This window comes from Pseudomonas sp. PsB, from assembly GCF_043658375.1.
Taxonomy (GTDB): domain Bacteria; phylum Pseudomonadota; class Gammaproteobacteria; order Pseudomonadales; family Pseudomonadaceae; genus Aquipseudomonas; species Aquipseudomonas putida_Z.
In genome coordinates this window covers 14,019-27,928 of sequence record NZ_JBIGLU010000021.1, presented here as the reverse complement: position 1 = coordinate 27,928, position 13,910 = coordinate 14,019, and the positions used below count along the sequence as shown (strand labels likewise).

The window sequence follows — 13,910 nt, the reverse complement described above, 5'->3', positions numbered from 1 at the left end:
GAATGGTCCCCCTCACGCGCCGACACGGGCATCAGGCAGGTCGCCCAGTGCATGCAGGCTGAAACTGCGGGCATAACCGTAGGGGTCACTGCCGTCCCAGCGGCTGCCATCGATCAGCAGGCTGCTGCGCATCGGCTGCTCGGGGCAGGCCACGCCGAGGCTTTGTGCCGCCTCGCCATACAGTGCCAGCTGCTGGACCTGGCGGGCCACGCCGAGGTAGTCGGGGTCGTCGCGCAGCAGGCCCCAGCGGCGGAACTGGGTCATGAACCACATGCCGTCGGACAGGTACGGCAGGTTGGCCCGGCCATGATCGTGCAGGCGCAGGGCGTGCGGGTCTTGCCAGTAGTTGCCCAGGCCATCGTGATAGCTGCCGAGCAGGCGTGGTTCGATACTTGCCAGCGGGGTGGCCAGGTAGGCGCTGCCGCTGAGCAGTTGCGCAGTGCTGCGGCGGTTCTCCGGGCTTTGCTCGATGAAGCGGCTGGCGGCGAGGACCGCCTTGATCAGCGCGCGGGCGCTGTTGGGGTATTGCTCGGCAAAGGCGCGGGCGCAGGCCAAGACCTTTTCCGGGTGGTCCGGCCAGATCGACTGGCTGGTGGCCAGGGTGAAGCCCTGGCCCGTGGCTACGGCATCGGCAGCCCAGGGTTCGCCCACGCAGAAACCGTCGATGCGCCCGGCCTGGATATGCGCGGCCATCTGCGCTGGTGGTACCACCACGCTGTCGACGTCGCGCAATGGGTGGATGCCCTGGCTGGCCAGCCAGTAATACAGCCACATGGCGTGGGTGCCGGTGGGGAAGGTCTGGGCGAAGGTGAGGCGTGCGCCATGCTGGTGCACCAGGCGTGCCAATGCTTCAGGGTTGGTCACGCCTTTGCGCTGCAGGGCCGGGGACAGGTTTATGGCCTGGGCGTTCTGGTTCAGCCCCATGAGCACGGCCATGGCGCTGGCCGGTACACCGCCGATGCCCAGGTGCACGGCATAGACCAGGCCATACAGGCAGTGCGCGGCATCCAGCTCGCCGCTGACCAGCTTGTCGCGCAGCCCGGCCCAGGAGCCCTGGCGCTTGAGGTTGAGGGTAAGGCCGTGCTGCTGGGCAAAGCCCTGGGTGGCGGCGACTACTACCGAGGCGCAGTCGGTCAGGGCCATGTAGCCGATGTTCAGGCTGGGCTTTTCCGGCGCGTCGCTGCCGTTGACCCAGGCCAGGGGCGTTGCTCGGGGTACAGTGTTCACAAGGTTCCTCGCCCGTACTGATAAGGCTGTGGGCTTTTCCGGTGCAACCGATGTGCCATCTGGCAGCATCCCTGTGGAGCAACTGCCTTGTGCCGCCTGCATTGGCCTCATCGCCGGCAAGCCAGCTCCCACAGATACAGCGCAGGTTTCAGCTCTTGTGTTGTACCTGTGGGAGCTGGCTTGCCGGCGATGGGCTGCTCAGCAGCCCCACGATTTGCTGTCATGCCGGCCTCGCGCTGGCTATAATCGCCCCCTCATTCACCCCGAGCCTTGCCCGCCCATGTATACCCTGGCCCGCCAGCTGCTGTTCAAGCTTTCTCCGGAAACCTCCCACGACCTGTCCCTGGACCTGATCGGCGCCGGTGGCCGTCTTGGCCTCAACGGCATGCTGTGCAAGCAGCCGGCGGCTTTGCCGGTTACGGTCATGGGCTTGAACTTCGCCAACCCGGTGGGCCTGGCGGCCGGCCTGGACAAGAACGGCGCGGCCATCGACGGTTTCGCCCAGCTGGGCTTCGGCTTCGTCGAAATCGGCACCGTCACCCCGCGCCCGCAGCCGGGCAACCCCAAGCCGCGGCTGTTCCGCCTGCCGGAGGCAACAGCCATCATCAACCGCATGGGTTTCAACAACCTGGGCGTTGATCACCTGCTCGGCCGGGTGCGGGCTGCGCGTTACAACGGCGTGCTGGGCATCAACATCGGCAAGAATTTCGACACCCCGGTGGAGCGTGCCGTCGATGACTACCTGATCTGCCTGGACAAGGTTTACACCGACGCCAGTTACATCACGGTCAACGTCAGTTCGCCAAACACCCCGGGCCTGCGCAGCCTGCAGTTCGGCGATTCGCTCAAGCAGTTGCTCGATGCCCTGGCCGAGCGCCGCGAGCAACTGGCCGGCACGCATGGCAAGCGCGTACCTCTGGCAATCAAGATTGCTCCGGACATGAGCGACGAAGAAACCGCCCTGGTGGCCGCCGCGCTGATGGAGTCGGGCATGGATGCGGTGATCGCCACCAACACCACGCTGGGGCGTGAAGGTGTCGAAGGGTTGCCGTACGGTGGCGAGGCGGGGGGCCTGTCGGGCGCGCCGGTGCTGGAGAAAAGCACCCATATTGTCAAGGTGCTGGCGGGCGAGCTGGGCGGCAAGCTGCCGATCATTGCCGCTGGCGGCATTACCGAAGGCCGCCATGCCGCCGAGAAGATCGCTGCCGGGGCGAGCCTGGTGCAGATTTATTCGGGCTTCATTTACAGAGGGCCAGCGCTGATTCGCGAGGCGGTGGACGCTATCGCTGCGATGCCGCGGTGACCTGGGCGAGCCCGCGAAGAAGCCAGCGCGGATAGGGATTCGAAGTCATAAAAAAGGGCCCCATCAAGGGGCCCCTGGGCCTTCGCCCGCCGCCCGGATAGGGCGTGCATGGTAAATCGAATTCAGTGTCCTCGTTCAGCCAACGGCGTGATTTTCGTTGAGTCTATGGATGCCAGCGGTGCCAGTCATTCCGTCCCAGTTATCACCGCGACCTTCACGCCAGCCGTTGATCCAGGCTTGGCGAACAGAAGGAAGATTGAAGGGGCAAAGTTCGCGGGATTTGCCGGTGACCCCGTATTGGTAGCCACGTGAATATGCTCTTTCCAACGGATCACGCTTAAGTCTTCTCATAGGGTGTTGCCCTCACTTGTTGACTGTAATGTCCCGTCGGCCTCTCCGAGGCCGGGCAGAGTCTTTCTGCCGGTGTGCGCTCGCTGCCGGCGTGGCGAGCTGAAAGTGCCACCTCGTTGCGAAGTGGCCTGAGACCAGTTCTATCGAATGCGAGTCACCGTGTGAATGATCGATTTGTCATAAGCACGTAACCTTTCCAAGGGTGAGGGGATAAGTAAATAAATGCGACTCAACCTTGTTTAGCGTTGAGCCCGCTATGATCAGGCTTTGCCGATCATTGACGTCATTTCGCCAGCGTTTCTCGCGGATGACAGAAATAATTTGAAATGCGACGAAGGGTCACATCGGCCCCGGTATCGCCAGAATTTTTCGTACTGCCTGATGATCTAAGCTGTCTTTGCCACTGGGCCAAGCACAGATCGGTCAGGCGGCCCGGCCTTTCACCGCACGCTCGCGTGCCGGAAAGGCCACCCGCACGCCTGCTGGAAAGGTATGCGGGCAAACATCGCGGGGCGATGCGTCGCCCCGTCAGTCAAATAGCCCAAGGCGCTGGATTACTCATGTCGGACCGTTTCGAACTTTACCTCACCTGCCCCAAAGGCCTGGAAGGCCTGCTTGCCGAAGAGGCACGGGGCCTCGGCCTGGATGATGTGCGCGAGCACACTTCGGCCATTCGCGGCGCCGCCGACATGGAAACCGCCTACCGCCTGTGCCTGTGGTCACGTCTGGCCAACCGGGTGCTGCTGGTACTCAAGCGCTTCTCCATGAAGAACGCCGACGACCTCTACGACGGCGTGCACGCGGTCGACTGGGCCGATCACCTGGCAGCCGACGGCACCCTGGCGGTGGAGTTCAGCGGCCATGGCTCGGGCATCGACAACACTCACTTCGGTGCGCTGAAGGTCAAGGACGCGATCGTCGACAAGCTGCGCAACCGCGAAGGCCTGCGCCCGTCGGTGGAAAAGATCGACCCTGATGTGCGCGTGCACCTGCGCCTGGACCGTGGCGAAGCCATTCTCTCCCTCGACCTTTCCGGGCACAGCCTGCACCAGCGTGGCTACCGCCTGCAGCAAGGTGCCGCGCCGCTGAAGGAAAACCTGGCGGCGGCGGTGCTGATCCGCGCCGGCTGGCCGCGCATTGCCGCCGAAGGTGGCGCGCTGGCCGACCCAATGTGCGGTGTGGGTACCTTCCTGGTCGAAGCGGCGATGATCGCCGCCGATATCGCGCCCAACCTCAAGCGTGAACGCTGGGGCTTCAGTGCCTGGCTCGGCCATGTACCGGCGTTGTGGCGCAAGGTGCATGACGAGGCGCAGGCGCGGGCACAGGCCGGCCTGGCCAGGCCGCCACTGTGGATCCGTGGCTACGAGGCCGACCCGCGGCTGATCCAGCCAGGCCGCAACAACGTCGAGCGTGCCGGCCTGGGCGACTGGGTGAAGATCTACCAGGGCGAAGTCAGCACCTTCGAGCCGCGCCCGGACCAGAACCAGAAAGGCCTGGTCATCAGCAACCCGCCCTATGGCGAGCGCCTGGGTGACGAAGCCAGCCTGCTGTACCTCTACCAGAACCTCGGCGAGCGCCTGCGCCAGGCCTGCATGGGCTGGGAGGCGGCGGTATTCACTGGCGCGCCCCAGCTGGGCAAGCGCATGGGCATTCGCAGCCACAAGCAGTACGCGTTCTGGAACGGCGCCTTGCCGTGCAAGCTGCTGCTGTTCAAGGTGCAGCCCGACCAGTTCGTTACCGGCGAGCGCCGCGAGGCGCAGCCTGAAGGCGCGGAAAGCCGCCAGCAGGCAGCACCGGCCAGCGAGCCGGCGCGCCTGTCGGAAGGGGCGCAGATGTTCGCCAACCGCCTGCAAAAAAACGTCAAGCAACTGGGCAAGTGGGCCCGCCGCGAGCAGGTCGATTGCTACCGCCTGTACGATGCCGACATGCCCGAGTACGCCCTGGCGGTCGACCTGTACCAGGATTGGGTGCACGTACAGGAATACGCCGCGCCACGTTCGGTCGACCCGGACAAGGCCCAGGCACGCCTGCTCGACGCGCTGGCAGCCATCCCGCAGGCCCTGGGCATTTCACCGCAGCGTGTGGTGCTCAAGCGTCGCGAGCGGCAGAGCGGCACGCGCCAGTACGAGCGCCAGGCAACCGAAGGCCGCTTCCAGGAAGTGAACGAAGGCGGCGTCAAGCTGCTGGTCAACCTCACCGACTACCTCGACACCGGCCTGTTCCTCGACCATCGCCCGATGCGCATGCGCATCCAGCGCGAAGCAGCCGGCAAGCGCTTCCTCAACCTGTTCTGCTACACCGCCACGGCCACCGCACATGCGGCCAAGGGCGGCGCGCGCAGCACCACCAGCGTCGACCTGTCGAAAACCTACCTGGACTGGGCGCGACGCAACCTGGCGCTCAATGGCTTCTCCGAGCGCAACCGCCTGGAGCAGGGCGATGTGATGGCCTGGCTGGAGGGCAACCGCGACAGCTACGACCTGATCTTCATCGACCCGCCGACCTTCTCCAACTCCAAGCGCATGGAAGGCGTGTTCGACGTGCAGCGTGACCACGTGCAACTGCTGGACCTGGCCATGGCCCGCCTGGCGCCGGGTGGCGTGCTGTATTTCTCCAACAACTTCCGCAAGTTCCAGCTGGACGAGCACCTGATGGCGCGTTACGCGGTGGAGGAAATCACGGCCCAGACCCTGGACCCGGACTTCGCCCGCAATAACCGTATCCATCGCGCCTGGCGTCTGCAGCTTCGTTGAGGCGACGAGGTACATTGCGCGGCTAATGGCCAATAGCTATAACTGAGGGCAGGGCAAGATAATCCGCAGGACGCTGACGTGACGAGATGGGTGTATGTCAAAGGGTGGCGTGCGTGCGCGGTTGCTTGGCCTGTGCACAGAGGCGGTGTCCGCCTGGGCGGTGGCCCTGGTCGCCCTGGTCGTGGGCGGCCTGTTGACGGCCGTCCTGGCGTTAGCCACGCAAACCTTCTACAAGCAGCAGCTGCGCCAGCGCTTCGAGCTGCTGGCCAGCGAGCGTTTCAGCCGTATCGCCGAGCGGTTTGACGAACAGCAGCAGCGCCTGGACGGGCTGCGGCGGTTTTTCAGCTTTTCCAACGAAATCACCCCACACGAGTTCGACGGCTACGCCAGGCCATTGCTGCAGCGGACCCTGGCCTACGCCTGGGCGCCGCGTGTCGAAGCCGCGCAACGAGCCGAGTTCGAGCGCCAGGCCAGTGCGCATTCCGGCCCGGGCTATGTGATCCGCGACCAGGATGAGCAAGGCCAGTGGCGGCCATCCCCCCAGCGCGACCATTACTTCCCGGTGCTCTATACCCAGTCGGGTGAATTGCCCGGGTTGCCCTATGGGCTGGACCTCGCCGGCCAGGAAGTGCCCCTGGCGGCACTGGCGCGGGCGCTGGGACCGGGCAGCATGGCGGTGTCCGAGCCACTGCCCATGTTCGATACCAGCTCGGATGCGCGTGGCCTGCTGATGGTGGCGCCGGTGTTTTCCGATGCCAACCCCCGCGGCGCTGCAGTGGGCTATGTGATGGCCTTGCTGAGCATGCGTGAGTTGGTCAGTGACGGGCGCCCGGTTTCGGCAGACGATAACCTGGTGGTGCGTATCGTCGACCCCACCGGGCTGCATGGCCCCGAGGTGATGTTCGATTCGCAGAACCCGGTCGCACCCCTGCCGCTGGCCACCAACCAGCTGTTGCACCTGGCTGATCACCACTTCCAGCTGAGTATCCGGCCGAGCCTGGCCTTCGTGCGCGCCAACCGTTCATCCGCAGTGCTGGCGGTGAGCCTGCTGGGCGGCTTGTTGAGCCTGCTGCTCAGTGTCTTGCTCTACAGCTTGTTCAGCCAGCGCCAGCGCGCCTTGGCCCTGGTCGAGCAGCGCACCGCCGAGCTGCGGGTCAGCGAGCAATCCCTGCGTGGCACCCACAACCAGCTGCGCAGCGTGCTGGATGCCGCAACCCAGGTGGCGATCATCGCCACCAACCTCAAGGGCGTGGTCAGCACCTTCAACGCCGGCGCCGAGCGCATGCTCGGTTACCCCGCCAGCGAGGCGATCGGCCAACTGCGCCTGGAGGACCTGGTGCTGCCCGAGGAGTTGAGCCTGCGTGCCCATGCCTTGAGCCTGCGTTACGGCCGGCCGATTGAAGGTGGCCAGGCCATGTTCGCCGAAACGGTGCAGGAGCATGGCGCCGAGCCGGGGGAGTGGACCTTGTTGCGCGCCGATGGCAGCCAACTGGTGGCCAACATGCTGGTCACCGCCATGCTCGATGAACAGGGGTTGTGGGTCGGTTACCTGGCGATCTGCATCGATGTCACTGAACGGCGGCGGGTGCATGAGGCGCTGGCGGCGCGTGACCGCCTTCTGGAAAAGCTCAGTGCCGAGGTGCCGGGCGGCATCTACCAGTACCGCCTGGATGGCAACGGCCATTCCTGCTTTCCGTACGCCAGCATGGGCCTGTACGACATCTACGAAGTCGACCTGCAGCAGTTGCGCGAGGATGCCACGGCGGTGTTCGAGCGTATCCACCCGGATGACCTAGAGCGCGTGCGCCGCTCGGTGCGTTACTCGGCCGAACACCTGTCGCCCTGGCGCGAGGAATACCGGGTCTGCCTGCCGCGTGCCGGGCTGCGCTGGGTGCGTGGCGAGGCGACACCGGAGGTGGGCGAGCAGGGCTGCACCTTGTGGCATGGCTACCTGACCGACATTTCCGACCTCAAGGGCGTGGAGGAAGAGTTGCGTGCGCTGTCGGTGACCGACTCGCTGACCGGCATCCATAACCGCCGTTACTTCCAGGAGCGGCTCAAGCTCGAACTGGAACGGGCCCAGCGCGATGGCCAGGCACTGGCGGTGATCATGCTCGATATCGATCACTTCAAGCGCATCAACGACCATTTCGGCCATGCCGTCGGCGACCGCGTGCTGCGTAGCCTGTGCCTGCGTATCGGCCAGCGTTTGCGGCGTACCGATGTGTTCTGCCGGCTGGGCGGCGAGGAATTCATGGTGCTGTGCCCGGGCAGCGATGCCGAGCAGGCGCGGCTGCTGGCGCTGGAGCTGTGGCAAGGAGTGCGCAATGTGCCGGTGGAAGGCGTGGGCAGGGTGACCGCGAGTTTTGGTGTGGCGGGCTGGCGACCGGGGGAAGGGGCCGATGCCTTGCTGTTGCGGGCTGATGCAGGCGTGTATGCGGCCAAGCAGGCCGGGCGGGACCGGGTGGAGGGGGAGTTGGCCTGACAGCTTTCAGTTGCCAATGCCGGCCCTTTCGCGGCTAAAGCCGCTCCCACAGGGACATCACAGGTCTTGAACCCTGCACTGTGTAGGAGCGGCTTTAGCCGCGAAGAGGCCGGTACCGGCTAACGATCAGTTGGCCGCTGTGCTGCCGGCCAGTTTCGGCTGACGGTAAAGGTCCAGCAGCACCTGGTCGAGCACCTGCGAGGCGCCCCACGGTTTCGGGTCGTTGAGGATCGCCGCCACCGCCCAGGTATGGCCGTTGCTGTCGCGGCTGAAGCCGGCAATTGCCCGCACGGTGTTCAGCGTGCCGGTCTTGATGTGCCCTTCGCCGGTCATGGCGGTACGCTTCAGGCGCTTGCGCATGGTGCCGTCCATACCCACCAGCGGCATCGAGCTCATGAACTCGGCGGCATAGGGGCTCTTCCAGGCGGCCTGCAGCATCGCGGCCATCTCCCGGGTGCTGACCCGTTCGGCACGCGACAGGCCGGAACCGTTTTCCATCACCAGGTGCGGCGCGGTAATGCCCTTCTTCGCCAGCCACTGGCGCACCACGCGCTGGGCGGCGCGGGCGTCGTCACCGTCGGCATCGGTGCGGAACTGCGCGCCAAGGCTCAGGAACAGCTGCTGGGCCATGGTGTTGTTGCTGTACTTGTTGATGTCGCGGATCACTTCCACCAGGTCTGGTGAGAAGGCGCGGGCCAGCAGGCGAGCGCCCTTGGGCACGTTCTCGAAGCGGTCGCCACCCTGGATGCTGCCACCCAGCTCGTTCCAGATCGCGCGCACGGCACCGGCGGCGTAGGTTTGGTGGTCGAGCAGCGACAGGTAGGTCTGCGAGTTGCAGCCGTCACCCAGCTGGCCGCTGACCGTTACGCTGATGCCATCGGCCTGCTGCACCGGGTTGTAGCGCACATCACCCGAGCACTGTTTGGAGGCCACCGCCTTGACCTGGTTGTCGATGCGGATGCTGGCAATCGGCGGTTCGACCGCGATGGTGACCTTGCCGCCATCGTTGCGGGCCACGAAGCGCAGGGCCTTGAGGTTGACCAGCAGTGAGTCGGGCTTGACCAGGAACGGCTTGTTCTCATCGCCGCCGTCGTCGTTGAACTGCGGCAGGTTGGGCTGCACGAAGTGGCTGCGGTCCAGCACCAGGTCGCCGGTGATGGTGCGCACGCCATTGGCGCGCAGGTCACGCATCAGCAGCCACAGCTTCTCCATGTTCAGTTTCGGGTCGCCGCCACCTTTGAGGTACAGGTTGCCGTTGAGTACACCGTTGCTCAGGGTGCCATCGGTGTAGAACTCGGTTTTCCACTGGAAGGTCGGGCCAAGCAGTTCGAGGGCGGCGTAGGTGGTGACCAGTTTCATGGTCGAGGCCGGGTTGACCGAGACATCGGCATTGAACACGGTCGGTGTGCCGGGGCCGTCCAGCGGCAGCATCACCAGCGACAGGGCAGAATCCTGCAGCTTGTTGGCCTTGAGGGCCTGCTGCACTTTGGCAGGCAGCGTGGTGTTGACGGCGGCGGCCTGGCTGGGCAGGGCGAGTGGCAACAGCAGACCGGCAAGAACGAGGGGACGAAGCGTTTTGATCATGATCGATAAATACCCTACGGCGAGGGAAAAGGGCATTGGGGCTGTAAGGGATGATGGCCCCAGGGTGAAAGAATACGCATTATGCCCCAAGCGCAGCGACGATGCGCCACGTTCGACGGAAAAGCACCCCCAATAAAAAAGGCCACCCCTTGGGGTGGCCTTTTCAGCGATCGAGCCGGGCCGGTATTACTCGGCCTTGTTGATCGGCTTTTCCGGGTACCAGGCGTCCAGCAGCGGGCTGACTTCGATCTTGGTCAGTTCGCTACGGCCTTTGAGCCAGGCTTCAACGGCTGCACGCTGTTCTTCGCTGACCGAGCCACGTTTGACCGAGCACACCAGGCCGAAATCGTCACCGCCTACATAGTCCAGGCCGTTGGCGTCCATGGCTTCTGCCAGGAACGCGTCGAGGAAAGCATCGATTGCCTGGTCATCCAGATCTTCCTTGAATTCCAGGTTCAGCTCGAAGCCCAATTCCTGAAACTCGTCGACACACAGCTTCTTGCGCAGACGACGGGAGCGGTTTGTGGCCATGAAACAATCCTCTTAGGTAATAACGCCGCGCAGTCTACCAGTTAACACGCCTGGCTGCCTGCCTGTGTGCAGGTGCCTGTGGCCAGTTCCTTGGCCAGGGCACGTTCTACCCGGCACATATGCCGCGCCAGTGCCTGGCGCCGCAGGCGTAACTGGTCGGGAGGCAAGCCGCTTGCCTCCAGGGCTTCGCAGGCCTTCATCAGCGCGGGGGCTTCCAGCATCCGCGCGGCGCTGAGCACCTTGTGCGCCTGTTCGGCAATGGCATCGCTGTCGCGCTGTGGATGCAATGCCATCAAGGTGGCCAGATCGGCCTGCAGGCTCTGCTGCAATGCCTGCAGGAAGCGCTGGCGGTCGTTCGGGTCATGCCCGACCACTGTGGCCAGGCCGTCCAGGTGGTACAGCTTGAGCCGCGGTTTGTGCTGGCGGCGCGGGCGGATGCCGGCCAGGCGCTGGCTGAGCGTGCCCAGGCTGATGGGCTTGAGCAGGCAGTCGTCCATGCCGGCGCTCAGGCACTTTCGGCGTACCTCCGGCTGTGCGTTGGCGGTGTAGCCGAGAATGGTGCAGCGCGGCCGCTTGCCATGGCGTTCCTCGGTACGCACGGCGGTGGCCAGCTGGTAGCCGTTCATGTGCGGCATGTTGCAGTCGAGCACCAGCACATCGAAGTCGCCCGCCCGCCAGGTGGCCAGGCCTTCGCGACCGTCGCGGGCGCTGGTGTGCTCCAGCCCCAGGTAGCCAAGCTGCTGTGCCATCAGTTGCAGGTTGGCCGGGTGGTCGTCGATCACCAGCACGTTCAGCCGTGGGTCGGGCACATCGAGGTTCTCTATCAGCGGGGCCGGCTGCGCCGCAGCGTCAACCCGCTGCAGCGGCATTTTCAGGCGTACCTGGGTGCCGACATCCTCCAGGCTCTTGATGGTCAGGCTGCCGCCCATCATTTCGCACAGGTTGCGACAGATGGCCAGGCCCAGCCCGGTACCCGCGCGGGCGCTCTGGCTATGCGGGTTGGCCTGGATGAACGGGTTGAACAGGCGTTGCAGGTCGTCGGCGTGGATACCGATGCCACTGTCGCGTACTTCCAGCTCCAGCACGGCGGGGGTAGTGCTGCCGTCGTCCACCAGGCCGACGCAGATGCGCACCTGGCCATGCTCGGTGAACTTGATGGCGTTGCTTACCAGGTTGGACAGGACCTGCTTGAAACGCAGGGGGTCGAGCAGGGCATGGCAGCGTGCGGCCGGTGCGATCATCACCTCCAGGGCCAGGCCTTTCTGCCGCGCCTGGCCTTCGAAAATACGCCCCACCGATTCGACCAGGGCCGCCAGGTCGACGGCCTCCGGGGCGAGGGACAAGTGCCCCGACTCGATGCGCACGATGTCGAGGATATCGCCGATCAGGCCCAGCAGGTCCTTGGCCGAGTGGTGGGCCAGCTCCAGCGCGCAACGGTCTACCCGGCCTTGGTCGGCACGCTTGACTGCCAGTTCGAGCATGCCGATGACTGCATTCATCGGGGTACGGATTTCGTGGCTGATGGTGGCCAGGAACGTGCTTTTGGCGCGGTTCGCATCGTCGGCCTGCTGCTTGGCCTGGCGCAGCTCCATGACCAGATGGCGGCGCTCGCTGATGTCGATCCAGCCACCGATTATGCCTTGCACCTCACCCAGTGAGTCGCGGTACGGCAGGATCCAGTGGTAGATGGTCATCTCCCGGCCCTGGATCCGTAGTGGCCGGTCCATGATCAGTGGCGAGCCTTCTGCCATCACCTTCAGGTAGTCGGCGTGGATCTGCCGGGTCTGCTCGAAATCGGCGAACAGGCTGCCCTCCAGGTTCTTGCCGATGACCTCTTCGGAGCGGGCCTGCACGGCTTCCAGGTAGCTGTAGTTGCAGCTTTGCAGGCGGCCCTCGCGGTCACGCACGTACATGGGGTGGGGCGTGCCGTTGAGCAGGGCGCGCATGAACGCCAACTGGTCGTTCAGCGCCCGTTCGGCGCGTTGCCGCTGGCGAATCTGCAGGCGCAGGCGGGCATTCCACAGCAAGGCCAGCAGCAACAGCACGGCGGTGCCCAGTACCACCTGTATCGCCAGCCGGCGGTAGCCCTGGTCGTTGCCATCCTCGTGCAGGCTGAAGCCGCGCCAGCGGTTGTTGATGACCCCCAGTTCTTCCGGCGAGATGCTCAGCAGCGCCTTGTCGAGGATCGACACCAGCGCCTGTGACGGGGCACTGGTGGCCATGGCGAAGTTGGCGGGTTCGCTGCCGACGGTAGCCCGGATGACCAGTTCGGGGTTGCCGGCCAGCGCGTGGTTGGCGTCGATCAGGGTGGTGATCACCGCATCGACGGCACCGCTGTTGAGCAACGCCATGGAATAGAACGAACTTTCGGTCTCGACCCAGCCGATTTGCGGATGGTGCCGCGACAGCATGGCGTCCATGGCACTGTAGCGGGTAATGGCAATGCGATGCCCCTGCAGTTGCTCCAGCGAGGTGAAGGGCTTTTTGTCCTTGCGGCTGACCAGTACATAGGCGCTTTCCAGGTAGGGCCGGCTGATTTGCAGGTCGTCTTCGTTCACCCCGCCGGTAGCCAGTGCGGCGATGACATCGGCGCGGCCATCCTTGAGGCGGGCAATCATGTCGGCGAGGCCGCTGGCGCGCTGCACTTCGAAACGCAAGCCGGTGCGCAGGCGAATGAGTTCGAGCAGGTCGGCGGTGATACCGCGAAAATGCCCCGAGCCATCGAAATAGGAGACCGGTGCAGCGGTCTCGTCGATCGCCACGCGCATCACCGGGTGATCCTGCAGCCATTGTTCTTCTGCGTCGGTCAGTTGCAGCCTGCGGTCGGTCAGCAGCAGGTCGCTACCGGCGCTCCAGCGCTTGAAGATACTGGCGCGTATGGCCAAGGTCTGTCCGTCCAGGGTGGCGTTCACCATCTCCATCAGCACCCTGTCCTCGTGGCGCAGGGCAAAACCGAAGCCGATGGCTTCGTGCTTGCCGAAACTGGCCATGCGCAGGCGCGGCAGGTGGCCGCGATTGAGCTGGTAGTGGGTGGAAATGGTATCGCCGATGAATACGTCGGCCTGGCCGAACGCCACGGCACTCAGGGCCTGGCTGGACGAGCCGAAGGCCAGCAGCTCGGCCTTGGGGTAGGCGCTTTTCACCTCCTGCCGGGGCAGATAGTGGTAGAGCATGCCCAGGCGCATGCCCGCCAGGCCCATGTCCAGCGCCCGGCTTTCGTCCTCGCGCGTTACCAGCACTGGTTGGTCGATGGCATAGGGGTGCGACAGGGCTAGGTCATCGCTGGCCGCTTCGTAGCCATTGGCGCTGCCAAGCAGGTCGATGTCGCCCTGCCGGAGCGCCTCCACCGCCGCTTGCCGGCTGGAAAAGCGCAGCACCCGCACAGGCAACTGCAGGGCCTTGCCGATCAGGCTCGCGTACTCGGCAGTTAGGCCCTGGTAGTCGCGACCCCCACTGGTGATGTCGAACGGCGGGTAGTCCGGTGCCGAGGTACCCAGCACCAGTTCCTGACGGCCTTCGAGCCATTGACGTTGTTCGCTGGTGAGGGCAGGCAGTGCCGGCCTGGCCGATGAGCGTGCCAGCAAGGCATAGGACGAGGCCTCGTGATGGGTAGCCTGTGCCACGCCGCTGAACAGAAGCAGGGTGAGCAGCAGGCGAACGATAAGGCGCACCATGA

The 13,910-nt window shown here is 64.9% G+C and carries 8 protein-coding genes; 3 read left to right on the top strand and 5 right to left on the bottom strand.

All coding sequences use genetic code 11. From position 1 onward, the window contains the following. Positions 1–12 precede the first annotated feature (12 nt). Positions 13–1,227 carry a CmpA/NrtA family ABC transporter substrate-binding protein gene (locus ACGLHT_RS21655; RefSeq protein WP_274120146.1) on the bottom strand — a complete coding sequence of 405 codons (1,215 nt, stop codon included), beginning with the start codon at positions 1,225–1,227 and terminating at the stop codon, positions 13–15. Between the two features lie 280 nt (positions 1,228–1,507). On the opposite strand from ACGLHT_RS21655, the gene ACGLHT_RS21650 reads away from it, so the two are divergent. Next, the gene (locus tag ACGLHT_RS21650; protein WP_025338291.1) at positions 1,508–2,530 is read left to right on the top strand and encodes a quinone-dependent dihydroorotate dehydrogenase; all 1,023 of its coding nucleotides are present in this window, start codon (positions 1,508–1,510) and stop codon (positions 2,528–2,530) included. A gap of 135 nt (positions 2,531–2,665) precedes the next feature. On the opposite strand, the gene rmf is transcribed toward ACGLHT_RS21650, so the two are convergent. After that, positions 2,666–2,881, bottom strand: coding sequence for a ribosome modulation factor (rmf, locus tag ACGLHT_RS21645; protein ID WP_003248687.1), 216 nt, complete (start codon positions 2,879–2,881; stop codon positions 2,666–2,668). A 560-nt stretch (positions 2,882–3,441) separates the two neighbouring features. Here rmf and rlmKL point away from each other — a divergent pair. Both rlmKL and ACGLHT_RS21635 read left to right on the top strand, forming a co-directional pair. Beyond that, positions 3,442–5,634 carry a bifunctional 23S rRNA (guanine(2069)-N(7))-methyltransferase RlmK/23S rRNA (guanine(2445)-N(2))-methyltransferase RlmL gene (gene rlmKL, locus ACGLHT_RS21640; RefSeq protein WP_274120147.1) on the top strand — a complete coding sequence of 731 codons (2,193 nt, stop codon included), beginning with the start codon at positions 3,442–3,444 and terminating at the stop codon, positions 5,632–5,634. 94 nt (positions 5,635–5,728) lie between these two features. Beyond that, on the top strand, positions 5,729–8,119 hold the full coding sequence (locus ACGLHT_RS21635; RefSeq protein ID WP_025338293.1) for a diguanylate cyclase: 2,391 nt from the start codon (positions 5,729–5,731) through the stop codon (positions 8,117–8,119). Positions 8,120–8,245: 126 nt separating this feature from the next. Here ACGLHT_RS21635 and dacB read toward each other — a convergent pair whose 3' ends face one another. From dacB to ACGLHT_RS21620, 3 genes are all read right to left on the bottom strand, one after another. After that, positions 8,246–9,703 carry a D-alanyl-D-alanine carboxypeptidase/D-alanyl-D-alanine-endopeptidase gene (dacB, locus tag ACGLHT_RS21630; RefSeq protein WP_025338294.1) on the bottom strand — a complete coding sequence of 486 codons (1,458 nt, stop codon included), beginning with the start codon at positions 9,701–9,703 and terminating at the stop codon, positions 8,246–8,248. 186 nt (positions 9,704–9,889) lie between these two features. Continuing rightward, positions 9,890–10,234, bottom strand: coding sequence for a YggL family protein (locus ACGLHT_RS21625; RefSeq protein ID WP_004376110.1), 345 nt, complete (start codon positions 10,232–10,234; stop codon positions 9,890–9,892). Between the two features lie 41 nt (positions 10,235–10,275). Continuing rightward, positions 10,276–13,908 (bottom strand): ATP-binding protein, encoded by a 3,633-nt coding sequence (locus tag ACGLHT_RS21620; protein ID WP_274120148.1) that lies wholly within the window; start codon positions 13,906–13,908, stop codon positions 10,276–10,278. Positions 13,909–13,910: the final 2 nt, after the last annotated feature.

Coding starts and splice junctions, on each gene's coding strand:
- rmf (WP_003248687.1), bottom strand. CDS start 2,881: ATGAGAAGACTTAAGCGTGATCCGTTGGAAAGAGCATATTCACGTGGC.
- ACGLHT_RS21625 (WP_004376110.1), bottom strand. CDS start 10,234: ATGGCCACAAACCGCTCCCGTCGTCTGCGCAAGAAGCTGTGTGTCGAC.
- ACGLHT_RS21635 (WP_025338293.1), top strand. CDS start 5,729: ATGTCAAAGGGTGGCGTGCGTGCGCGGTTGCTTGGCCTGTGCACAGAG.
- rlmKL (WP_274120147.1), top strand. CDS start 3,442: ATGTCGGACCGTTTCGAACTTTACCTCACCTGCCCCAAAGGCCTGGAA.
- dacB (WP_025338294.1), bottom strand. CDS start 9,703: ATGATCAAAACGCTTCGTCCCCTCGTTCTTGCCGGTCTGCTGTTGCCA.
- ACGLHT_RS21650 (WP_025338291.1), top strand. CDS start 1,508: ATGTATACCCTGGCCCGCCAGCTGCTGTTCAAGCTTTCTCCGGAAACC.
- ACGLHT_RS21620 (WP_274120148.1), bottom strand. CDS start 13,908: ATGGTGCGCCTTATCGTTCGCCTGCTGCTCACCCTGCTTCTGTTCAGC.